This window comes from Arthrobacter sp. N199823, from assembly GCF_002929705.1.
Lineage (GTDB): Bacteria > Actinomycetota > Actinomycetes > Actinomycetales > Micrococcaceae > Specibacter.
The window spans coordinates 315,164-337,789 of record NZ_PJIN01000005.1; the positions used below are offsets into that span (position 1 = coordinate 315,164).

Consider the following 22,626-nt stretch of genomic DNA (forward strand, 5'->3'; position numbering starts at 1 on the left):
CCCTAACGACATATGCCCAATCCGGCATCTTGAGTCGCCTCTCACGGCCAGTCCACCGGCCCAAAACTGAGCACAACCGACTCACATAAACGCAATTGCAACCGTTACTTGCGGAGGAATGCAAGGGTGAACTCGGCACGTCCGAAGGCGCCGTTGGATTAATCACCACCGCCCCTCAAACACCCGTCAGTCGAACCAGGGATCCAGCCCGTACAGCGGGAACACGGATTTCCGCGTCGCCATGACTGTCCGATCCAGCGCATCGGAGGGGTTGTAACCCACTTCCCATGAGCGCCACCAGGTATCCGCGTCCTCGCCCATCAGCAGCGGCGCCACCCTGCCGTATTTCTCCGCCACATAGGTCCGCCAGGTCTCCGGAACCGCGGTCCGCAGCGGCACTGGACGCCCCGCCACAATCGCCATGAGGTGACTCCACACGCGCGGCACCACGGAGAAAATGTTGTAGCCGCCGCCGCCTGTCGCAATCCAGCGCCCCCCACACACCTTGTCAGCGAGTGCCGCAATGCTCAGCGCCGCCTCCCGCTGACCGTCCACGGAGGTGTTCAGGTGGGTCAGCTCGTCGTCGCGGTGCGAGTCACAACCGTGCTGGCTGACAATAACCTCCGGTGCGAAGGCTTCCACCAATTGAGGCACGACGGCGTGGAAGGCCCTGAGCCAACCGGCATCCGAGGTGCCAGCCGGCAAAGAGACGTTGACTGCGGAGCCTGTTGCGTTGGGCCCACCAATGTCGTTGGCGAACCCGGTCCCGGGGAAAAGCGTCAGCCCTGTTTCGTGCAGGGAGATTGTCAGTACCCGGGGGTCGTCCCAAAAGATGCGTTCGGTGCCATCGCCGTGGTGCGCGTCAATGTCTATATAAGCCACCTTGGACACACCGGAGTCAAGTAGTTTTTGGATGGACAGGGCGGTGTCGTTGTAGATGCAGAAGCCGCTGGCCTTGCCAGCAAAGGCGTGGTGCATGCCGCCGCCAAAGTTCACAGCTCTTGACACCGCGCCGCTGATGAGGGCGTTTGCCGCCACCAGCGATCCCCCGGCGAGCCGGGCACTGGCCTCGTGGATGCCGGCAAAGACGGGGTCGTCCTCCGTGCCGAGCCCGCGGTCCGGATCGCTGAGAGTTGGATCCTCACCCACACGGCGGACGGCAGCGACGTAGTCGCGGGTGTGCACCGTGGCCAGCTCGTCGTCGGAGGCAACATAGGACTCCACAAGGTCCACTTGCGGCAGCTCGAAGATTCCCAGCTCACGTGCCAGTGACGATGTGAGGTCCAGGCGCTTAGGCGACATGGGGTGATTGGGGCCAAAATTGTACGCAGACATGGCCGCATCGCAGACTATGCTTGTCGGGACGGCCGCTGGCCCGGAGCTGGCAAATGATGACATCTATCACAGGCTATCGAAGTTCGGGCGTATAACGCGTATCCGTAGCTAGTTGAGTGATTGTTGGCAGGACTTTATGGCAGGAGGGGAAGCACCGCGTTGGCCGTTAAAACCGTACTTCCCCAATGGCTGCCACGCTGGCCGATCAGAGTTGTAGTAAGTGTCCGCGACTTCGTTGACCGAGTCGCCAACAGCTCCCCCGCCAGACTTGCCCTGATTGTCTTTGCTCTGGTCATTCTCGCCTTCACCTTGACCTTGAGCCTGCCCGTAGCGGCCCGCGACGGGCAATCCACAGCGTTTCACGATGCCTTGTTCACTGCGGTTTCAGCTGTCTGTGTGACTGGATTAACCACCGTGTCCACGGCCTTGCACTGGTCCTTTTTCGGCCAGCTGGTCATCTTGATCGGCATCTTTGTGGGCGGTTTGGGCATCCTGACGCTGGCTTCTTTGATGTCCCTGATGGTGAGCAAACGCCTGGGTGTGCGTGGCAAGCTGATTGCCCAGGAGGCCATGAACGCCGGGCGGTTGGGCGAGGTGGGTACGCTGCTACGGATCGTCATCAGCACCTCCGTGGCCATTGAAATACTCCTTGCCCTGGCCTTGGCTCCCCGCTTCCTGATCTTGGGCGAATCCCTTCCGCAAGCCATCTGGCATGCGACGTTTTACTCCATCTCCTCCTTTAACAACGCAGGCTTCACACCTCACTCCGACGGCGTTGTCCCGTACGAAGCCGATCTGTGGATTCTGACACCGCTCATGATTGGCGGGTTCATTGGCAGCCTCGGCTTCCCGGTACTGATGGTGCTACTGGCCACCGGTTTCCGCTTCAAGAAGTGGACCTTGCACGCCAAGCTCACCATCCAGGTCTCGCTCATGCTGCTCGTGGCCGGCACCATTTTGTGGGGAGCCATGGAATGGACCAACCCGGACACCATTGGTGGCATGAGCGTGGGAGACAAGATCACGCACTCGCTCTTTGCCTCCGTCATGACCCGATCCCTGGGCTTCAACCTGGTGGACATGAACGCCATGCACACCCCCACCATGCTGCTCACGGATGCTTTGATGTTCGTGGGAGGCGGCTCAGCCTCCACGGCAGGCGGCATCAAGGTCACCACTCTTGCCGTGATGTTTCTGGCCATTGTGGCCGAGGCTCGCGGCGATAACGACGTGAAAATCTACGGCCGCACCATCCCCCAAGGCACCATGCGGGTGGCCATTTCCGTGATCATGATGGGTGCCACGCTCGTCATGGTCGCCTGCGGATTGTTGCTCGCCATCTCGGGGGAATCCCTGGACAGGGTGCTTTTTGAGACCATCTCGGCCTTTGCCACAGTGGGTCTGAGCACGGGGCTCAGTGCCGAGCTCCCGCCGTCGGGCGCCTATGTCCTCAGTGCCATGATGTTCTTTGGCCGCGTAGGATCCATCACCCTTGCGGCGGCCCTGGCCTTGCGCCAGCGCCGCCAGCTGTTCCACTATCCGGAAGAGAGGCCCATCATTGGCTGACAAAATAGACTCCAGCAACCGCCCGCCACATAATGCGCCCGTGCTGGTCGTCGGGCTGGGCCGCTTCGGTGCCGCCACGGCGCACCAGCTGGTCAAACAGGGCAGGGAGGTACTCGCCATTGAGCGCGATCCCGCCCTGGTCCAGAAGTGGGCCGGCGTGCTCACCCACGTGGTCGAGGCCGACGCCACCAACATTGACGCCCTGCGCCAGCTCGGGGCACAGGACTTCAGCTCCGCCGTCGTGGGTGTGGGTACCTCAATCGAATCCAGCGTGCTGATCACGGTGAATCTGGTGGATCTGGGCATCGCGCATTTGTGGGTCAAGGCGATCACGCAGTCGCACGGCAAGATCCTGACCCGCATTGGCGCCAACCACGTCATCTACCCCGAAGCCGACGCCGGTGTCCGCGCCGCGCACCTGGTGGGCGGGCGCATGCTTGACTTCATCGAGTTTGACGACGATTTTGCCATCGTGAAAATGTACCCGCCCAAGGAAACCCAGGGCTTCACGCTGGAGGAATCCAAGGTGCGTTCCAAGTACGGGGTGACTGTGGTGGGCGTGAAATCTCCCGGCGAAGACTTCACCTACGCTCAGCCGAACACGCGTGTCTCCAGCCGCGACATGCTGATTGTTTCCGGCTACGTTGACCTGCTGGAACGCTTCGCCGCGCGCCCGTAACCTCACGTTTTTGGGTCGGTCTGCGTCTACTGGGCAGGAGGTTTTTTCAATGATTAGGCATTCGGTTTTTGACTCTCCGTTGGGTCCCCTGACCGCCGTGGAGAACGACGCCGGGCTGGCGGCTGTGTATATGGCGGAGCATAAGCGCCGCCCGGCATGGGAGACGCTGGGTGAGCAACTTCCGGCGTCTGCCTCGCCTGTGCTGGCTGCGACGGCGGAACAGCTGGACGAATATTTTTCTCATGGACGGCGGGAGTTTTCACTGCCGCTGGCCCCGGCGGGAAGCGATTTCCAGCATCGAGTCTGGGCTGCGCTGCGGGAAATCCCGTACGGTGAGCTGCGCAGCTACGGCGCCCTGGCCACGATGCTGGGCGACCCTACCATGGCGCAGGCTGTGGGCTCGGCAAACGGCCGCAACCCCATCAGTATCATCGTGCCCTGCCACCGCGTGGTGGGCTCCGACGGATCACTGACAGGCTACGCAGGCGGGCTCGAGCGCAAGCAGTTTTTGCTCGAGCTGGAGAACCCGTCCCGAACCCATACTGAGGCACTTTTCTAATGCCCGCTCCCAGCGACGCTGCTGCGGTAATTCCTGAACAAATCAGCACAGCGTTACCGCCTTTCGAGGTCCTCATCACCCATCATGGCGCCGCAGTGTTGCGCGTGTGCCGTGCGCTGGTTGGCCCCACGGATGCCGACGATGTCTGGCAGGAAACATTTTTGGCAGCCCTACGCGTCTACCCGAGCACCGGGAGTGTCCGCAATAGGGAGGCCTGGCTGGTCACGATCGCCCGCAACAAGGCAATGGACCATCATAGGAAAGCGGCGCGGCTTCCGTTGCCCGACGGCGGCCCCGGAAGTGGCGAGCAGGGACTAGGCGCCCTCACAGTCGGCGAGCACGGCGTAGACGAGCACGGCGCTGGCGAGACGGGGCACGGCGGAGGCGACGTCGTCGTCCGTTCCGTGGAGGCGGGGGAAACGGCTGCTGCTGTGTGGGCGGCGCTGGCCACCCTGACACCAATGCAGCGTGAAGCTGTTGTTTATCACCACTTAGCCGGGCTGCGATATGCCGAGGTGGCAGGGATTTTGGGTAATTCCGAAGCGGCTGCGCGCAGGGCCGCGGCGGACGGCATGAGGGCGCTCCGGGCGCTGCTGGACCATGAAAGGACGCAGAAGCAATGAACACTGTGAAGGTAGCTGGGCTGCTCGCCCCTATCGTTGACGGCGAGGATGCCGCGGTGGCGAATCTGGCCGCACAGTTCACAGCCGCCGCATCGGCGCAGGGGCTCGTGGATGTTGCGTATCGGATGATTGATTCACCCGTAGGACAGCTGTTGCTGGCCGGAACCGAGGCGGGGCTGGTGCGGGTGGCGTTCGCCGTTGAGGGGCACGATTCCGTGCTGGAAGCCCTCTGCGCCGCTGTCAGCCCGCGGATTATGCGTGCCCCGGCACGGCTGGATGCTGCGGCCCGGGAACTTGACGAGTATTTTCAGGGGCGCAGGCAAAGTTTCGATCTGCCGTTGGACTTCCGGCTGGCACAAGGGTTCAGGCGTGAGGTGCTGGGCCATCTGCCGGAGATTGGCTACGGGCAGACGGCCAGTTATGCGGCAGTGGCGGCTATGACGTCCAGTCCCCGGGCTGTGCGCGCAGTGGGGACGGCCTGCGCGCGCAATCCGCTCCCGCTTGTGGTGCCCTGCCACCGGGTGATCCGCTCCGATGGCAGCCAAGGCGCATACTTGGGCGGCGCGGAAGCAAAATCGCTGCTGCTCGCGCTCGAAGCCGGTGCGAAGTAGGCCCTATGCCGCTTCACCTCACACTGCCCCACGTCGAGTCAGACGGAGAGCCGTTGAGGCAGACGTAGCGCTACGTCTACCTCAACGGCTCTCCGTCTGACTCGGCGAAAATGCCCGGTATGGCGGCCGGCTTCGCGCGGCGCGAGCAGACGGGTGCGAGCGAGGGAGGGAATAGCTTTGCGCCCAGGCCTGAGCGAGGTTGGGATCAAACTGCGCGGCGCCGATGAGTTCCCACATCGGTTTCCCCGCTCCTCCCACGGTCATAAGGTCGAAGAACGCCCCAAGCTGCGTCACTAAATCTGAGCAACGGCAGGATCCACTGTGTCGGCTCTGGGCTAATGGTTCACCAAAATAGACGGCACTCTGCGAAAAGTCAGAAGCGCGTCGTCTACCTCGGTATGGGTGCGCCTAACGCGGCGATGGTGTCCTGAGCAAAATATTGGCTCAGTCGGTGGCCAGCGCGAACGCTTGTTGAGATGTGAGCCGCTCAACAGGCCCTCTAGCAGCAAGGGCGTTACTTGCCGCCGAGTTCTTCCGTAATTTGGGCGGCACGGGCTGCGGCTGCCTTTGCTCCGGCCTCGATGATGCCGGGCAGACCCAGACGATCGAACGTGGCAATGGCCTGCTCCGTTGTGCCGTTGGGGCTGGTGACCGCCCGGCGCATTTGCGCAGCATCTGCACCGGGTTCTGCCAGCATGAGGCCAGCCCCTGCCACGGTTTCACGGGCAAGAACCTGAGCGATCGCCGGTTCCATTCCAAAGCTCTCGGCCGCTGCTGCCATCGCTTCAGCCAAGTAGAAAGCATAAGCCGGACCGGAGCCGCTAATGGCAGACACCGCGTTCTGCTGATCTTCGGGAATGTCGATGACCACTCCGGAACCGGCGAAGACTTCGTGAGCGGTGGAGAGGTGGTGCTCGTCAACGCTGCTTCCACCAGAAAGGGCCACCACGCCCCGGCCTACCTGCAGAGGGGTGTTGGGCATGGAACGGATGACTGGTTGTCCGGGCTTCAACGCATCTTCCAGCTGAGCGAGAGATACGGCTGCGGCCACGCTGATGACTACTGTTTCAGCTTGCAGCGCATCGGCAATTTCCCGGCAGAGCGCCTGGATGCCAACAGGCTTGACGCCCAAGATGACCACACCGGCACCGACCACTGCTTGAGAATTAGCGTCTGCTTCTTCATTGGAGGCCAGTGCCGTGACACCGTGACGGGTGGCCAATTCATTGGCCCGTTCGGGGCGGCGGACCGTCACCACCACGGAAAGAGGTGGCACACCGGAGGCCAACATTCCGGCAAGAATCGCTTCACCCATGGAACCGCAACCGAGAAATACAATCTTATTCGTCATGCCCCCATCTTTCTTTGCCGAGGCACAGCATGCAACTACAGATGGTCCGCAGCCCTTAATGGCAAATGCACAGCTGGCGCCCGGGCTATTCTCAACCGCCGCCCGTAATCTTTTAATTACCTCATAAGGGTGCGAGTGATGATCGGATTGGTCTTGTCCTGAAGACCAATCAAATCGCCGGAGATCTCGCCAGTGATTCCCCCCATCCACTGGTGACGAACCTCCGGCGATTTCGCATTTAACCAACAAGTGCAGATGCCGGCAAACCGGCCAGCGGCCTACGGCGTCGTCTGCCCTAGGTGAACCCTGGCGAATTCGAGAGTTTCAGCCAGCCACTCTTCGCGCTGGCCAGCACCCTTGGCCTTGCGAGTGGAAATTTCGGCGACCACTGCGCCGTCGAAGCCGTTGTTGGCAATGTACTGGAGCACCTCAACACATTCCTGAGTGCCATGCCCAGGAATGAGGTGCTGGTCCTTGGTGGAGGGCGAAATGCCGTCGGTCAGGTGAATGTGGCGCAGGCGGGAACCCAGCGCCTTGGCGGCATCCAAGCTTGAAGCCCCGGCGGATGCGGCATGGGAAAAGTCCCAGGTGACGTCCTTGTAGTCCTGATCAACCGGATCCCAGTGCGGCAAATAGGCCAAGGCCTCACGCCCACGAACCCGCCACGGGTACATGTTTTCAACGGCGATGCGGATCCCGAAGGAATCGGCAATATCACGCACACCGTGCGAAAAAGTCTCGGCGTAATCGTTTTGCCAGCGGAAGGGCGGATGCACAACCACTACATCAGCACCCACATCGACAGCCATCTGGGCTGAGCGCTGAATCTTGTTCCAGGCACTGCCCCACACTTGTTGAGTGAGCAAAAGCGTGGGGGCATGGATGGCTAGGATGGGCTGGTCATAACGCTCGGCGAGCCGGGTCAGAGCCGCCGAATCCTGGCTGTCACCATTGTGCGTGACCAGAACCTCGACGCCGTCGTATCCCAGGTCCGCGGCCACCGCAAAACCGTCATGGACCGAGAGCGGAAAGACTGAAGCCGTGGACAAGGCAACCGGAATATGGCGTACAGGACCGGGCGTAGCCTGTGCTTCTTGGGTCTGGCCATGGGCAAGACTGCCACTGTGGTGATGGCCGGGATTGTGCGTGCTGTGATCCGTCATTTCCGCCTACTTCGTATCCGAATTCTTCAGCCTAGCAACATGGGCAGGAGGGTCCAGCGGACCGTCAAAAACCAGCTGATCGAGGCGGCGCAAGATCAGTCCCTCGCGTAGCGCCCAAGGGCTGATCTGCAATTTGGTGGCCTTGAACATCTCCAGCGCAGTCTGGGCCACGAGCGCCCCTGCCAGCACCTGCTGGGCACGCGCCGCCGAAACTCCCGGTAGGTGCAGCCTATCTGCCGAGGACATGGCAGAAAGTCGCTGGGACCACAGCCCCAGATCGCTCAGGTGCAGTTCGCGGCGCACATAGGGTCCCATGGACGACGGCGCTGCCCCCGTAATGCGTGCCAGCGCCCGGAAGGTTTTGGAGGACCCTGTGACGAGGTTGGGAGCACCAAGCTCCTTGGTTGCCGCGATGGGTTCCTTCAAGGTCGCCTTGATGTATTTGCGCAGTTCCTTGATGCTCTTGGCCGTGGGCGGGTCCTCAGCAAGCCATTCGCGAGTGAGTCGGCCAACACCTAACGGCACGGAATGCGCTAGATCGGGCAGTTCGTTGGAGCCTTGTGAGATCTCGAAGGATCCGCCACCGATGTCCAAGTTCAAAATGGTGCCGGCACCCCAACCATGCCAGCGGCGCACAGCAAAGAATGTCATGGCTGACTCTTCTTCACCCGTCAATTCAGTGAGCCGGATAGTGGTTTCGTGCTGCACCCGGTCCAGAACTTGGGCGCCGTTGGTGGACTCTCTGATGGCGGAGGTACAAAAGGCGAGGAGATCTTTGACCTTGTGCTTGGCAGCGAATTCCCAAGCCTCAAGGATGAACTCAATCAGCTCATGCTGGCCTTCGTCGGTAATGTTGCCCTCTGGATCAAGGTATTTCACCAGGCTCAGCGCCCGCTTGTGAGATGCGAACGGAACAGGATTGGCACCTGGGCGCGCATCAACGAGTAGCAAGTGAACTGTATTTGACCCGATGTCGAGCACGCCTAATCTCATAGCCCCATTATTGCCCTTCTACCCACAAAAAACGCCAAAGGCCGTCCGGTGGCGAAGCAACAATTGCGTTGATTCGCTACCGGACGGGCTGATCATTTCCTGCGGGGGCGGTTTACTTGTGCAAGCCCGTCCGTCTGCGGTTACTGAGGACCACTGCTGCACCCAGACTGGAGTTACGCAGTTTAGTGCGGCAACGACCGCTCTGTGACCAGTACGATGGCGAATTTTCATATCTCCCCGTGAAGGCTGGAATTGTCATAGGGACTCGAGTCCCCGAAGTTGCATCCGTCATGTGAAATGGTGATGGACAACACAAACTGGGGGCCGTTGACTTAGCTGACGGGGAGAGCCTCGGAGTAGGCAATAAGAACACTTTTGGCGCACAAAAAGGCGCACAAAAAGGGATACAAAAGCCCCGCCGTCAGCGGGGCTTTTGTCTCCTTGTTTTCTCCACCGAGGCGGTGGCCAACGGGCCATTGTTGTGCCCCTGAAGCAAGTCCAGGGGCACCGTATGCTACTTTTTGGCTGCGGCCTTCTTCGCGGGGGCCTTGGCCGCCGGCTTCTTGGCTGCCGGCTTCTTCGCTGCAGTCTTCGTGGTCCGCTTGACCGGGCCACGTGCGCGCTTGTCCGCCAAGAGTTCGATGGCGCTCTCTCGGGTCAGATCCTCAATATCGGTCCCTCGTGGCACCGTAATATTGGTGATTCCGTCGGTGATGTACGGACCGAAACGGCCTTCCTTGACCACGATCTTCTTCTCCGAAACGGGGTCATCTCCAAACTCCGCCAGGGGCGCCACGGCGGCACGTGCACCGCGCTGCTTGGGCTGGGAGTAGATCTCCAGCGCCGCATCCAACGTGATCGTGAAGATTTCCTCTTCGCTGCCGATGGACCGTGAATCGGAGCCCTTCTTCAGGTACGGACCAAAGCGGCCGTTCTGCACCGTGATCTCATTGCCTTCGGCATCCGTGCCCAAGACTCGCGGCAGGCTCATGATGGCCAGCGCCTCGTCCAGGGTTACCGTATCCACTGTCATGGTCTTGAAGATGGATCCTGTGCGAGGCTTGGCCTTGACAGGCTTCTTCGGCGGTTTCGGCTTGCCGTTCTTGTAGTACTCAACGGGCTGGTTGGCGATTTCTTCGGCCGTCATCTCCGGAATAACTTCGGTGACATACGGGCCGTAGCGACCGTTTTTGGCCACCACGGTGTGCCCCGACTCGGGATCAACGCCGAGTACCCGTTCCTCAGGCGCCGCTGTCTCCATGAGCTCCTGAGCCTTGGCAGGCGTCAGCTCATCCGGAGCCAGATCCTCGGGAACATTGGCGCGGGCTGCTTCAATGATCTCCCCGGTCTTGGCGTCCAATGTGGGGACAGTGCTTTCCAGATACGGACCAAACTTGCCCACGCGCAGCACCAACGTGTCGGTGATGGGCATCGAGTTGATGTCTCGAGCGTCAATCTCGCCAAGGTTGTTCACAATGGCTTGCAAGCCCTTGTTGTCAACGTCGCCGAAGTAGAAGTGCTTGAGCCAGTCGGAACCTTGCTCCTGGCCGTTGGCGATCCTATCCAGGCCCTTTTCCATGCCGGCGGTGAATTCGTAATCCACGTAATCGGTGAAATGCAGTTCCAGCAGGCGCACCACGGAGAACGCAATCCAGCTCGGCACCAGAGCTGAGCCCTGCTTGCTGACGTAGCCGCGGTCCATGATGGTGGACAACGTGGAGGCGTAGGTGGACGGGCGGCCAATACCGCGCTCTTCCATTTCCTTCGTCAACGATGCTTCCGTGAAGCGCGGCGGAGGTGACGTCTCGTGGCCATTGGCCTGAACTTCAGCTGCCTGAAGTTTGTCATTTTCCTTGACGTTGGGCAGGCGGCGATCCGAATCATCGGAATCGTTGCGTGACTCGTCGCGGCCTTCCTCGTAGGCGGCCAGGAAGCCGCGGAAGGTGATGACAGTACCGGAGGCCGAGAATTCAGCGTCTTGTCCGTCAGCGACGCCGCCGATGGCTGTGGCACCCAACTTGATGGTCGCAGTCGAGCCCTTGGCGTCTGCCATCTGGGAGGCGACGGTGCGCTTCCAGATCAGTTCGTAGAGTTTGAATTCGTCCCTACCCAAGGCGCTGGCGACCTGGGCCGGGGTGCGGAAGGAGTCACCGGCGGGGCGGATGGCCTCGTGGGCTTCCTGCGCGTTGGCGCTCTTGCTTGCGTAAACGCGCTTGGCTGTAGGCACAAATTCGGGGCCGTACAGTTCTGATGCCTGGCGGCGGGCGGCGTTGACGGCTTCATCGCTCAAGGAGGATGAATCGGTACGCATGTAGGTGATGTAACCGTTTTCATACAGGCGCTGGGCGGTCTGCATGGTGGATTTGGAGGAGAAGCGCAGCTTGCGGCCGGCCTCCTGCTGCAGGGTCGACGTCGTAAACGGCGCGGCCGGGCGGCGAGTGTAGGGCTTGTGCTCGACTGAGCGGACGGCAAAGCTGACGTCCTGCAGGGCCGAGGCGAGAGCCTTGGCTGCCACTTCATCCAGATGGGCCACGTTCTTGCCGGTCAGCTGGCCCTGATCGTTGAAGTCGCGACCAGATGCCACGCGCTTGCCGTCAACGGCGGCAAGTTTGGCGCTGAATGACTCACCGGTTTCCGGCGTGAAGGTGCCCGCCAGGTCCCAGTAGTTGGCCGAACGGAACGCCATCCGCTCACGCTCACGCTCCACCACCATGCGCGTCACCACGGACTGCACGCGGCCAGCGGACAGCTTGGGCGCAACCTTGCGCCACAGCACAGGAGAGAGCTCGTAACCGAACAGGCGGTCCACCACGCGGCGGGTTTCCTGCGCATCCACCAGATCGGTATCCAGTTCACGCAAGTTGCCCAAGGCTCGCTGCAGAGACTCCTTGGTGATTTCAGCAAATGTCATGCGGTACACGGGTACCTTGGGCTTGAGCACCTCGAGCAGGTGCCACGCGATGGCTTCGCCTTCGCGATCCCCATCAGTTGCGAGGTAAAGTTCGTCGGCGTCTTTGAGCTGTGCCTTGAGCTCCGCAACCTTTTTCTTCTTATCGGAAGAGACCACGTAGTACGGCTTGAAATTGTTCTCAAGATCGACAGCGAACTTACCGATCGAGGACTTTTTCAGCTCCGCAGGCAGCTCGGAAGGCTGCGGCAGGTCACGGATGTGCCCAATGGAGGCTTCGACAACGAAACCCTCGCCGAGGTACTTCGCGATGGTCTTGCTTTTGGCAGGGGACTCGACAATCACGAGCTTTTTGCCGGTCTTGGGCTTGCTAGCTGCCTTGGTGGGCACGGTACTCCTACAGGGAATGAAAGGTGGACGAACGGCGTCCCCAAGAGCCTAGTTCACCATATTTTTACCGCGAAAGCGTATTGCGTGGGAAACGGAGTGAGGAAAACCGTCAGTTTTTAAGCCTCTTCGTGGCCAAGCTCATTCATTTTCGCAGGCATGTGAAGTTCGACGGCGCTTAGCTGGCACTACCGCTTGGGCCTGTCATTCGGCGGGAACCAAGAAACCGTCGCGTACCAGATTACGCACTTCGAGGGCAAGGGCTTCAGCAAACTCTGAATCGTCCCTTTCTAGCAATACTGCCAAGGCGCCGATGATCTGCCCGGCGGTCAGTTCGCCGTCGCACGCGGAAACAAAACCAGCCAACTCGGTACTCAACAGGTTGGTGCGCCGTAGCCCAGCACCTTGGCGCAACAAGATCACTCCGGGGTGTTCAGCCCCGGGACTCTGGTGGCGTTCCTCGGTGACATCGGAGGCCACTAGCAAGTACTCGAAAGTGAGATCGTGGTGTTTTTTGAGCCAGAGCCCTCTGTCAACCGTGCTGGCCAGATGCGGGCCCACAGGCTGTTCAATGGGGTAGAGGATCTCCTCAAAGCGGGGAACATCGGCGCTTTCACCGTCTGCCGGGCGACGCAAGAAGATGTACCCGAAACCAATCCCAGCCACGTTCCGTGAGGCAAAGTCCAGCAAATAGTCCTCGTAGGCGTTGGCATAGGCGACGGAATCCCTGCCCTGCGACGCGTCCTGCAGCCACGTCTCGGCATAACCACCAGGAGACACCTGCTCGCGCTGGATGAACCAGGCTTCGACCTCCGCATTCAGCCACTGCGCGGGGCGAGCATGCCATTGCTCCACCGTGTCTGTCCCCTCCGCTTGTGCGCGGCTGACCTCCCAGTTCCCGAGCATTTGCGCAGTTCCACCTGGGTTCAGCACCTCCGGCAAGCCGCGAACCAGTGATTCCACAATGGCGTCGCCTGCCATGCCGCCGTCACGGTACGTGAACTGCTCGCTACTCTGCTCCCCGCGGTGCCGCGGAGTGATGACGAACGGCGGGTTGGAGACCACTAGGTCGAAGCGCTCCCCCGCCACTGGATCGAGCAAGCTGCCCAGGCGCAGCGAAACCCGGGCGTCCTGATTGGCCGGGTCAAAATCAGCTGCCTCAAGGTTTAGCGCCGGAGCGTTGAGGAGCAAATTGAAGCGGGTGAATGCCAAAGCGCGTTCTGAAATGTCAGTAGCCACTACACGCTCGGCATGATGCAGCAGATGGAAAAGCTGGATGCCACATCCGGTGCCAAGGTCCAACGCCTTGTGGACCGGCCGGCGGATGGTGCTCTGAGCCAGAGTCAGCGAAGCTTGGCCAATGCCCAGAACGTGATCCTTGCGAAGAACGCCGGGGCGCTGGTGGGCGCCAAGATCGCTGGCCACCCACAAATTGGTCTCTTGACCGCCCTCTTCAGCGCCGGCCCAGCCGTAGGGACGGAGGTCGACGGCCGCACGCACCATGCCAGGCTGTTCCACCTCTTCAATGACGCCCAGTTCCACGAGTTTCTCAATGCCGGCTGAGGGCAGAGCCGCGGCTAGCGATTCCTGGGCGACCGACTGCGAGAGCAACCACAGCTTCACAACGATGGCTAGCGGATCTGCCTTGCCGCGCAGCAGCAGTGTGGCGGGAACCATCTGGTCCCGGTCCAACGCTCGGCTGGCGTCGTCACCCAGGAGCTCCGCCACGCCGTCGACCGTGTAGTTGATGGCAATCAGATCAGCGGCCAGAGCTGCAAGAAGTCCTGGGTTGTCACTGCGTGGGGCGTGCGGAACGGTGGCGAAATCAGTCATACCTCAAGCCTAACGGCCTCGTTTGGGCGCTGGTCCCGACAAGCGGATTCAGTCAGTGCAGCCCTGCGGGCATTGCAGCGTTTCTGGAGCGCTGGCGCACTCGGTGCAGTACAGGTTCAGGTTGCGGCAGCTGGGGTTGGAGCAGTTTTCAAATTTGTTGCTTGGGTTGTTGCAGCGGATGCAGTGGCCAATCTCCTTGGCTTCGTCGCTGAATTCCATGTGCATGCGCTTGTCGAACACGTACAGTGAGCCTTCCCACAGGCCCTTATCTTTGAAGGTCTCACCGTAGCGGACAATTCCGCCGTCCATCTGGTAGACCTCTTTGAAGCCGCGGCTGACCATGAGGGAGCTCAGAACCTCACAACGAATGCCGCCGGTGCAGTAGGTGACGACCGGCTTGTCCTTGAGATCGTCGTACTTGCCGGAGTCCAGTTCCTTGATGAAATCGTGGGTCGTGTCGACGTCTGGGACGATGGCGTTCTTGAACTTGCCGATCTGCGCCTCGAAGGCATTACGACCGTCAAAGAACACTACTTCTTCGCCGTTGGATTCTTTCTTGGCGACGAGTTCGTGGAGTTCTTCGGGTTTGAGGTGCGTGCCGCCACCCACCACACCGTTCTCATCGACTTGAAGCTCACCGGGGGCGCCGAAGCTGACAATCTCGTCCCGGGCCTTGACGCTCAGGCGGGGGAAATCGTCTCCGGTACCATCGGACCATTTGATGTCCATGTCATTGAATCCGGGGTATTCACGCGTGGTCTTCAGGTATTGCTTGAGATCCTTGATGTCACCGCCAACCGTGGCATTAATGCCGTCTTTGGAGATGATGATGCGCCCCTTCAGGCTGAGCTTTTCGCACAGCGCACGCTGCCAGAGCTTGATCGCTTCTGGATCGCTAAGAGGGGTGAAGCCATAAAAGAGCACAATTTTGTTCATCGACACGGTTAAAAGCCTACTTTGTGCCACCAAATAACGGCATGACGGCTTCAGCGGGCGCCCCGCTGGCATAGGCTGAACACATGACGCTTGCTTCCACAGAGCTAGCTGGCCAGACCGCTGCATGGTTTGCCGGTTGGACTGCGCTACGAAGCTACCCAAGCCGCTCCGGACCAGGGTATCTGGCAGCCCTGCGCCTCGATCGTAGTGGCGGCTGGGAGTATTTCACCACCGTCCCCTCACCGTCGGCCTTTGCCGATGTGGCTGCCGAAGTGATCGCTTCACCCCAGCGTGCCTTGTGTGTTCTGGGACCAGATGTGCACCGGTACGTGAAGATGGCCCACCAAGCAGGGATGGGAATGCTGTCCGCCTCTGAACAGCTCATGATCTGCCATTTGGAAACCCAAGATAATCAAGACCCATTCCTGGGTGACCCCGAGCTGTCGCTGGTGGTAAAAGCAATGGGTGGCAAGCACAGTGCATCAGCCTGCCAAGCGCGAATCTCCGTTTCCATCATGCGAGGGCGTACCGTTCTTGCCACGGGAAAAGTGGGCGTCTACGGCGACTATGCCGTCTTTGATCAAATTGAGACCCATGCCAAGCATCGCCGGCGCGGCTATGGGCTGCTGCTCATGAAAGCTCTGACAGCCAGGGCTATGGCGTACCCGGTAACCACCGGTCTGCTACTGGCCAGCACTGACGGCCAACGGCTGTACTTCAAGCTCGGTTGGCGCAGTATCAGCACCGTCACGGTTTTGGTACCCAAATCCCGCCTTGAGGAGCTGGCCCGAGGTCACTGACCACGGCCTCCGAAGCCCACTGAGCGGCGTTGGGCGCCATTGAGAGGGCCAACGTTGCCACACAGGGGACCCAAGGGATTTCTGTGCGAAGGGGCAGTGGCACAATGATGGGGTGTCCACCAACAATTCCCTGATCCAGTTGCTTGGCGGGGGAAACGCCCCTGCCCAGCTGCAGCATGTCCGTCGAATTCCGGCGCGTCAGGCCGTGAACAGTCCTTGGCCGGATTGGGTTCATCCCGACATTGTCACAGCTTATTCATTTCTAGGCGTTGACCAACCCTGGCGACACCAGGTGGAGGGCGCCACGGCAGCTCACAATGGCCAGCACACCATCATTGCCACCGGTACCGCATCAGGAAAATCGCTGGCCTACCAATTGCCTGCCCTCGACGCGGTCCATCGCGCCGCCTTGCGCGTGGCGGAGAATCCCGGCCTGCTGGAGGTGGATGGTGCCGTGACGCTGTATCTCTCCCCCACAAAGGCACTGGCCGCTGACCAGCTGGCCGCTCTCAATTCGTTGAAGCTTCCCACCTTGCGGGCCGCAACTTACGACGGCGACACCGCCCCTGCGGATCGGCGCTGGATTCGTGATCACAGCAACTTCATCCTCTGCAACCCGGACATGTTGCACTTTGGGGTCCTGCCCAACCACACGTGGTGGGCCCGTTTCTTCAGACGATTGAAGTACGTGGTCATTGATGAGGCACACAGTTACCGGGGAGTCTTCGGCTCTCATGTGGCGGTTTTACTGCGACGCCTAAGGCGGATCTGCGCCCATTATGGGGCCAACCCGGTTTTTATTGGCGCATCAGCCACGTCCTCCGATCCCGGCGTCTCCTTTGCACGGTTGATCGGGGCTCCTGTCACCACTGTCACGGAAGACAGTTCTCCTCACGGCGCCACCACCGTCGCATTGTGGGAGCCGGAGCTGACGGAATTTGCCGGCGAGAACGGTGCCAAGACCCGCCGCACAGCCATTGCCGAAACGTCTGATTTGCTAGCCAATTTGGTCTCTGCCCGTGTGCGCACGATTGCCTTCATTAAGTCCCGCCGCGGTGCAGAGACCATCGCCACAGTGACTAAACGGCTGTTGCAGGACGTGGATGCCAGCCTCCCTCCGCGTATAGCCGCCTACCGTTCCGGCTATCTGCCCGAGGAACGGCGCGAACTAGAAAAAGCCCTCCGTGCCGGAGACTTGTTGGGCGTCTCCAGCACCTCAGCGTTGGAACTGGGGATCGATATTTCGGGGCTGGACGCGGTGCTGGTCGCTGGCTGGCCCGGGACCAAAGCTTCCTTCTTTCAGCAGATCGGCCGGGCAGGGCGTGCCGGACAGGACGCTCTTGCAGCTTTTGTGGCAAGTGATGATCCGTTGGACACGTTCTTGGTTCATCATCCAGAAGCCATCTTTGACAGCGCGCTGGAAGCTACCGTGTTCGACCCTGCCAACCCGTATGTTTTGGGTCCGCACTTGTGCGCAGCTGCGGCCGAGCTGCCCATCACCCTTGGGGATCTGGCCATTTTTGACGCCAGCACCCCGGCGTTGCTGGATCAGTTGGTAGCCCAAGGCTATTTGCGACGGCGCCCAGCCGGCTGGTTTTGGACGCATCCGCAAAGTGCCGCGGCCATGGTCAACCTCCGTGATGACGGCGGTGGGCCCATCAATATTATCGAAGCAGACACGGGCGCCCTCTTGGGAACCATGGGGTCCCCGCAGTCCCACTACCAAGCTCATACTGGAGCGGTGTACGTCCACCAGGGCACCAGCTACGTTGTCTTGGAACTCAATGAGTCAGAGCACTGCGCTCTGGTCAGGCGCGGCACCCCAGACTTTTACACAACGGCCCGCGATGTCACCCAAATTGAGGTGATTGAATCCAGCAAGCACGAGCTCTGGGGGCCGGTGGAAATGCACTTTGGTCCTGTCCAAGTCCGCACCCAGGTTGTTTCCTTTCAACGCAAGGCCATCATTTCCAATGAGGTCCTTGGCGAGGAACCCCTAGAGCTGGAAGCCCGGGACCTCTTCACCAAAGCCGTCTGGTTCACGCTGGACAATGAGACACTGCTGGCCGGCGGGTTGGTGGAGCCACAATTTCCCGGCGCCCTCCATGCTGCCGAACATGCCGCCATTGGCTTGCTTCCCCTGGTTGCTTCGAGTGATCGATGGGATGTTGGCGGTGTTTCCACTGCCATCCATGCCGACACCGGGCAGCCCACCATCTTCGTTTACGACGGCCATCCTGGTGGCGCCGGTTTCGCGGAGCGGGGCTTCGACATGGCGCGGACTTGGTTGCGCGCCACAAAGGAGGCGATTGAGGCGTGCGAATGCCCGTCTGGTTGCCCGTCCTGCATCCAGTCGCCCAAGTGCGGCAACAAGAACAATCCCTTGGACAAGCGCGGTGCCGTGCTGCTGCTGAAGATCTTGTTGGCGCACGCACCGGGCTAATTTCTCTGTTCTCTTTTCAACGAGCATGAGCGCAGGCGCTCGGTATCCAGCAACTTTACGGTTGGGCGTGCCCCCTAGCAGGGAGCACGCTATCCGGAGGAGGTCCGGCTCGGGCCTGACCGTAGGCCGGCCACGGTAACGCCGTTTCGATGCGCACTCTCACCTGCACCGAATTGCTCCCCGAAAACAAAGCACATTCCACCAGAGTGGCCGAGTTCGCGGCCGCCACGTCCATTGCGATCTGACACGGATCGCCTGTGCTGAGCCCCCTGAGTGCATCCGCAGCTGCGAGCGCAGCCAGATCGGCGGCTGTGGCAGCTTTTCCCGCCGACACCGCAGCCGTTGCGAGCCCCAGAACCAACACCATCAGCATCAACATAGCTAGTGCGATCCCGGCGGCCAGCATGGTTCCGGCCCCACGCTCACCACTGCACGTTGCCATGGTGGGCACCTTTCCAAGCAATGGTTGCCTCGTCGCAATGCCCATGTCGAAGCGGGCATTGGGTAGTTCTGACCCACCGCCACAGAGAAGATTTGCGGACCGGGACAACACCCACAGCGGGCACAGGGTCTCCCGCGAAACGCACTGAGGTCAGGTGATGGATCGAATGATCAGGGGCAGTGGATTCCATCTTTGCCATGGCTTGGGCAGTCTGGGTCCACGGCACGAGGGCAGATAGTGCCCCACTTACCTTGCCCTGAACCGTGATGGTGGCATACGCGCCATCATTGCCCAGAGCTACTGATACTCCGTCCCCTGAGACCCGGGCTACGACTTCTGTAACCTGGCTCGGGGAATCTCCTCTGGCTAAGGCACGGGCACCTGCTCTGGCTCCCTCTTCCAAACGCAATTGCAACATGCCAGTGGTGACGGCAAGCAGCAGCAGCGCCAACAGGACCGTGACAGCTGGCAGAACCACGGCGAGTTCGGCAGTGACCGATCCGCGTATTCTTGCTCGACGCGGACTGCCAGTAAACGCCTGCACCCGGTCCGTGCCATGATCACCCATTTCCTCACCCTCCCCTGCCCATTCGAGGCTTTGTGTTGCTGTCCTCGGGCGTACCATCTACTACATGCTCAAGGCGGTGCGGATGATGTTCATCAGGAAGCCACGTACTTCGTCACTTTTGAGGATCACCACCAGCAGCCCTGCAAATCCCACAGCTGCCAGCGTTGCAATGGCGTATTCGGCTGTTGCCATACCTGCTTCCAATCCAGTTTGCGGACGCCACCGCCAGACCCGACGGGAGGTGGCCGGCTTGTTGCGCACAGGCGCATTTCTGCTGGCTCCGGGAAAGATCTCTGCGATGTTGTCTAATGCGAGCTTGCCCTCTGCACCGCTTGACATGCCCTGCGCAGCATCATTGCTGTTCATCATGACTCCTCATCAATGGGGCTTGGTATGGCAACGACCCTGTTGGCCCTTGCCCCAGCTTGGCTGCGCCACTCCTTCAACTTCTGGTGGCTCCTAAACAAGCTGTTGAGCCAACTTTTCACCCACACCGGATCCGGCGAAAGGCCGAAAGTGCGTTTGGTGAGTTGAAAGGACTGCTGCACTGCCTGTGGATAAATGAACGGGTAAATCCGGGGCATTTTTTGGTGAAGCGTGATGATTGGTGAAGCTAAAGTGCCGGAACCATGGCGATGACAACAGGAACAATTCCTAGGGCAACAAACGCAGGGAGAGAGCACAGACCCAACGGCAGAACCAACTTCACACCGAGCGCTGCCGCCCGTTTCTCGGCCTGGCGCCCTCCGGCTTTACGGATGTGGGCTGCTTCGGCATAGAGCAACGGTGCTGCACCAGCACCGCTCAGGGCGCCAAAACTCAAGGCGGCATGAAGCGCAGCCAGCTCACTACTCCCAGTGTTGCCCTGCCAAGCGTCCTGCCAGGAGGCCCCGATTTCCAACGCGGCCGACACCCTGAACAGAGATTCCCGGATGCCACCGCCTGACACCTGTGCCACCACCTGCAGAGCATTGGAGATGGTCAGCCCAGATTCCAGGGCCGTACCCAATAGGTCTAGTAACAGTGGAACTTTCAGCACTCCCGTGGCAGTGCCCCCTTGCCGCGGCGAAAGACCCTGCAGCGACGCAGCTCTGCCGCTGACGCTGCTGGCTGAGCCGGGCAATCCTCCTGCGCTATTTCGCGGCCTTCTCTGCAGACTCATGCCTGAAACGGTTGAAAGGCTAAATACCGCAGCCGCAGTAAGAAACAAGAACATAGCTGTACCCATGGCTACCGCCTTCTTTTCGCTGTTGTTAGGGTGCGCCGTCGGTGCGCTTCAGGACGCCTGGACGCACGGCTGCCGGAGGGATGGGCGGCATGGGAAATCAGAGCTGCGGACCACATTCTGCCCGTCACGGTGAACAAAAGACCGGCGCACAATACGGCCCAGCCCACCGGTGAACCGAACAGCACTGACAACGGGTCCACGCCCATGGCAATACCCAAGCCCAAGCCGATGAAGGGCAGCCAGCCCAGCAGTCGCACCGTAGCTCGTGGGCCAGCCAGAGCCGTCTCACGCAGTGCGGCCGCATCAAAGTCGGACTCGATGGTGAGCGCCAATCTGTTCAACACGGCAGCCACGGGAGCCCCACTGGATTCACAGACTTCCAGGCAGGCCGCAATTTCCAGCCACATGTCCTGTTGCCCGGCACTCAAGATGGGGACACGACGTCGTCCTTGAGAGGAGGGCGTGTCAGAGCTGCAGGCAGTGCGAATTGCCTGCGCACTGGACAGGCCCAGAACACTGGCCCGCTGCACAGCAAGCAGCAGGGCCACCGTCGAGCTTTGCCCGATCTCCTCCGCGGCCCCAGTCGCTCCCACGCGTGCACGTAATCTCCCACTCGCCGTTCTCGGTTCAGACGCCAGGACGTGCGCCAAGATCCCCCATAGCTCCGGCCCTGTCCGGCCAGCGGCCAGAAGTGAGGACATCTGACGCACCAGCCGCGGCAGAGACTCTGATTCCGTCTCGACTCGCCCTTTCGACTTTGTGCGCAAGGTCCGGGCCCGCCCGCGCACCGGACCCTGGTGAAGTGCCGCAGGTGGCGCGAAGAGCAGCCAGGCGCCAAGCGTCAGGACCAGCAAAAGAACTACGGCACCACCCATGGTTCTTGCCCTTCCGTAGCAACTCCGAGCCGCCTACCCGCTGGCGCACTAGGCCATACTCCCGTCCCATTACCACCACCGACTGTCATGTCAGCCAGGTCCTCCTCCAAGCCCAGGCGCTCAGCGAGCAGTGGCCAGGCTGGACCGTGCAGCACCCTGGCTGTCACGGAATCGCGGGGGCTCTGAGGGATGGCTGCAGCAAGAGAAAGCGCCGGGACCGTCTCCAGCCTGCCGTTACGCAATTCCACCATGGCAATCTCAGACACCACCCGGCGGCTTTGGCGACGCTCCACATGAATCACCGCATCGAGGGCACTAGCACCCTGTAAAAACACCGCTTCCTGACTCATTCCTGCGAGCGCACCCAAAGCTGCCAGCCGGGCAGGGACATCGTGTGCCCCATTGGCGTGGATGGTCCCTCCTCCCCCGCTATGACCGGTGTTCAGGGCCATGAGGAGTTCGCGCACTTCTCTGCCCCTGCACTCGCCGACAATGAGCCTTCCGGGGTTCATGCGCATGGCTTGGCGGACCAGTTCCGCCAAATCCACGGTGCCGGCACCTTCAGCGTTTTCGTGTCTGGCCTCCAGGGTGACTACATGCGGGTGCGGAGGCTCGAGTTCCGCAGCATCTTCGATAAGGACCAGCCGCTCTGTTGGTTCACACAGCCCCAGCAACGCTGACAGCAGCGTGGTTTTTCCCGCTCCCGTGGCACCGCTGATGAGGAAGTTCAGACGCAGCTCCATCACCTTCACCAAGACCTGGGCGAGGGTTAGGGGTATGCCTCCTGCTGCCACCATTTGGGCCAGCGTCAAGGCGCTCTTCTTCTTAGTGCGGATGGACAACAGAGTGCCCGCCGCTGAAATAGGCGGCAACACGGCGTGCACACGGTATCCGCCGGAAATCTTGACGTCAACGCACGGGCTTCCTTCATCGAGCCGGCGCCCGCCAGTGGCAATGAGCCGCACGGCCAGGGCCCGCAACTGCCCCTCGGTGGCGAAGGCAACGGATACCCGTTCTGGGCCGTCGCCTCGGTCAACCCACACGGAGTCCGGGGCGTTGACAAAGATATCTGTCACCGCGGGATCTGCCGCGAGGCCTTGAAGCGGCCCCAACCCATTGAGTTCGGCCGCAATCCGGTCCATGGCCACCAATGATCCGGCAGCACCCAGCAGCCTGCCACTGCCACGGACCGCACTCGCCACCTGAAGATCGGTGATGGGGCCAGATTGTGACAAAACTGCCCTCCGAACGGTGTCCAAAAGCTCTGCGTCCAGTAATCCTGCCGGCATCCGCGCCGTCTCCACCTCCGGCGTAGCGTGCCTGCCT

20 protein-coding genes are annotated in these 22,626 nt (G+C 60.8%); 7 read left to right on the forward strand and 13 right to left on the reverse strand.

Annotated features, from left to right (window positions below):
* Positions 1-186: 186 nt before the first annotated feature.
* On the reverse strand, positions 187-1,335 hold the full coding sequence (locus CXQ93_RS13385) for an acetoin utilization protein AcuC (RefSeq protein ID WP_104110922.1): 1,149 nt from the start codon (positions 1,333-1,335) through the stop codon (positions 187-189).
* A gap of 189 nt (positions 1,336-1,524) precedes the next feature.
* On the opposite strand from CXQ93_RS13385, the gene CXQ93_RS13390 reads away from it, so the two are divergent.
* From CXQ93_RS13390 to CXQ93_RS13410, 5 genes are read left to right on the forward strand one after another with little or no spacing between them, the layout of a single operon-like run.
* Complete coding sequence (locus CXQ93_RS13390) at positions 1,525-2,901, forward strand: TrkH family potassium uptake protein (protein WP_258069006.1); 1,377 nt, start codon at positions 1,525-1,527, stop codon at positions 2,899-2,901.
* Between the two features lie 40 nt (positions 2,902-2,941).
* The gene (locus tag CXQ93_RS13395) at positions 2,942-3,580 is read left to right on the forward strand and encodes a TrkA family potassium uptake protein (RefSeq protein ID WP_104110924.1); all 639 of its coding nucleotides are present in this window, start codon (positions 2,942-2,944) and stop codon (positions 3,578-3,580) included.
* 49 nt (positions 3,581-3,629) lie between these two features.
* A complete protein-coding gene (locus CXQ93_RS13400) occupies positions 3,630-4,139 on the forward strand; it encodes a methylated-DNA--[protein]-cysteine S-methyltransferase (protein WP_104110925.1) in 510 nt (169 codons plus the stop codon).
* Entirely contained in the window at positions 4,139-4,762 is a 624-nt protein-coding gene (locus tag CXQ93_RS13405; RefSeq protein WP_104110926.1) for an RNA polymerase sigma factor, read from the forward strand. Before CXQ93_RS13400 ends, CXQ93_RS13405 begins: the two co-directional genes overlap by 1 nt.
* Complete coding sequence (locus tag CXQ93_RS13410) at positions 4,759-5,373, forward strand: methylated-DNA--[protein]-cysteine S-methyltransferase (protein WP_104110927.1); 615 nt, start codon at positions 4,759-4,761, stop codon at positions 5,371-5,373. The genes CXQ93_RS13405 and CXQ93_RS13410 overlap by 4 nt, the downstream gene beginning before the upstream one ends.
* Positions 5,374-5,887: 514 nt before the next feature.
* Here the strand turns inward: CXQ93_RS13410 and proC are convergent.
* From proC to CXQ93_RS13440, 6 genes are all read right to left on the reverse strand, one after another.
* Positions 5,888-6,724, reverse strand: coding sequence for a pyrroline-5-carboxylate reductase (gene proC / locus CXQ93_RS13415; protein WP_104110928.1), 837 nt, complete (start codon positions 6,722-6,724; stop codon positions 5,888-5,890).
* Positions 6,725-7,002: 278 nt separating this feature from the next.
* Positions 7,003-7,887 (reverse strand): sugar phosphate isomerase/epimerase, encoded by an 885-nt coding sequence (locus CXQ93_RS13420; protein ID WP_104110929.1) that lies wholly within the window; start codon positions 7,885-7,887, stop codon positions 7,003-7,005.
* Positions 7,888-7,893: 6 nt separating this feature from the next.
* Complete coding sequence (locus CXQ93_RS13425; RefSeq protein ID WP_104110930.1) at positions 7,894-8,880, reverse strand: Ppx/GppA phosphatase family protein; 987 nt, start codon at positions 8,878-8,880, stop codon at positions 7,894-7,896.
* Positions 8,881-9,394: 514 nt separating this feature from the next.
* Positions 9,395-12,178, reverse strand: a complete 2,784-nt coding sequence (gene topA, locus CXQ93_RS13430) for a type I DNA topoisomerase (protein WP_104110931.1) — start codon at positions 12,176-12,178, stop codon at positions 9,395-9,397.
* Positions 12,179-12,379: 201 nt separating this feature from the next.
* Positions 12,380-14,008, reverse strand: coding sequence for a methyltransferase (locus tag CXQ93_RS13435; protein WP_104110932.1), 1,629 nt, complete (start codon positions 14,006-14,008; stop codon positions 12,380-12,382).
* A 48-nt stretch (positions 14,009-14,056) separates the two neighbouring features.
* Positions 14,057-14,950, reverse strand: coding sequence for a rhodanese-related sulfurtransferase (locus CXQ93_RS13440; protein WP_104110933.1), 894 nt, complete (start codon positions 14,948-14,950; stop codon positions 14,057-14,059).
* A 77-nt stretch (positions 14,951-15,027) separates the two neighbouring features.
* On the opposite strand from CXQ93_RS13440, the gene CXQ93_RS13445 reads away from it, so the two are divergent.
* Together CXQ93_RS13445 and CXQ93_RS13450 are read left to right on the forward strand one after the other, a co-directional pair.
* Positions 15,028-15,744: a GNAT family N-acetyltransferase gene (locus CXQ93_RS13445; protein WP_104110934.1), complete on the forward strand. Its 717-nt coding sequence runs from the start codon at positions 15,028-15,030 to the stop codon at positions 15,742-15,744.
* Between the two features lie 112 nt (positions 15,745-15,856).
* The gene (locus CXQ93_RS13450) at positions 15,857-18,187 is read left to right on the forward strand and encodes a DEAD/DEAH box helicase (RefSeq protein ID WP_104110935.1); all 2,331 of its coding nucleotides are present in this window, start codon (positions 15,857-15,859) and stop codon (positions 18,185-18,187) included.
* Between the two features lie 55 nt (positions 18,188-18,242).
* On the opposite strand, the gene CXQ93_RS13455 is transcribed toward CXQ93_RS13450, so the two are convergent.
* The 6 genes from CXQ93_RS13455 to CXQ93_RS13480 form a co-directional block, all read right to left on the reverse strand.
* A complete protein-coding gene (locus CXQ93_RS13455) occupies positions 18,243-18,629 on the reverse strand; it encodes an Rv3654c family TadE-like protein (protein ID WP_258068998.1) in 387 nt (128 codons plus the stop codon).
* Entirely contained in the window at positions 18,610-19,197 is a 588-nt protein-coding gene (locus CXQ93_RS20675; protein ID WP_181036156.1) for a TadE family type IV pilus minor pilin, read from the reverse strand. The genes CXQ93_RS13455 and CXQ93_RS20675 overlap by 20 nt, the downstream gene beginning before the upstream one ends.
* Positions 19,198-19,257: 60 nt before the next feature.
* On the reverse strand, positions 19,258-19,566 hold the full coding sequence (locus CXQ93_RS13465) for a DUF4244 domain-containing protein (protein WP_373418367.1): 309 nt from the start codon (positions 19,564-19,566) through the stop codon (positions 19,258-19,260).
* Positions 19,567-19,810: 244 nt separating this feature from the next.
* Entirely contained in the window at positions 19,811-20,236 is a 426-nt protein-coding gene (locus CXQ93_RS13470; RefSeq protein WP_181036157.1) for a type II secretion system F family protein, read from the reverse strand.
* Positions 20,237-20,427: 191 nt separating this feature from the next.
* Positions 20,428-21,300: a type II secretion system F family protein gene (locus CXQ93_RS20400; RefSeq protein ID WP_146073224.1), complete on the reverse strand. Its 873-nt coding sequence runs from the start codon at positions 21,298-21,300 to the stop codon at positions 20,428-20,430.
* The gene (locus CXQ93_RS13480) at positions 21,285-22,589 is read right to left on the reverse strand and encodes a TadA family conjugal transfer-associated ATPase (RefSeq protein ID WP_104110939.1); all 1,305 of its coding nucleotides are present in this window, start codon (positions 22,587-22,589) and stop codon (positions 21,285-21,287) included. Before CXQ93_RS13480 ends, CXQ93_RS20400 begins: the two co-directional genes overlap by 16 nt.
* Positions 22,590-22,626: the final 37 nt, after the last annotated feature.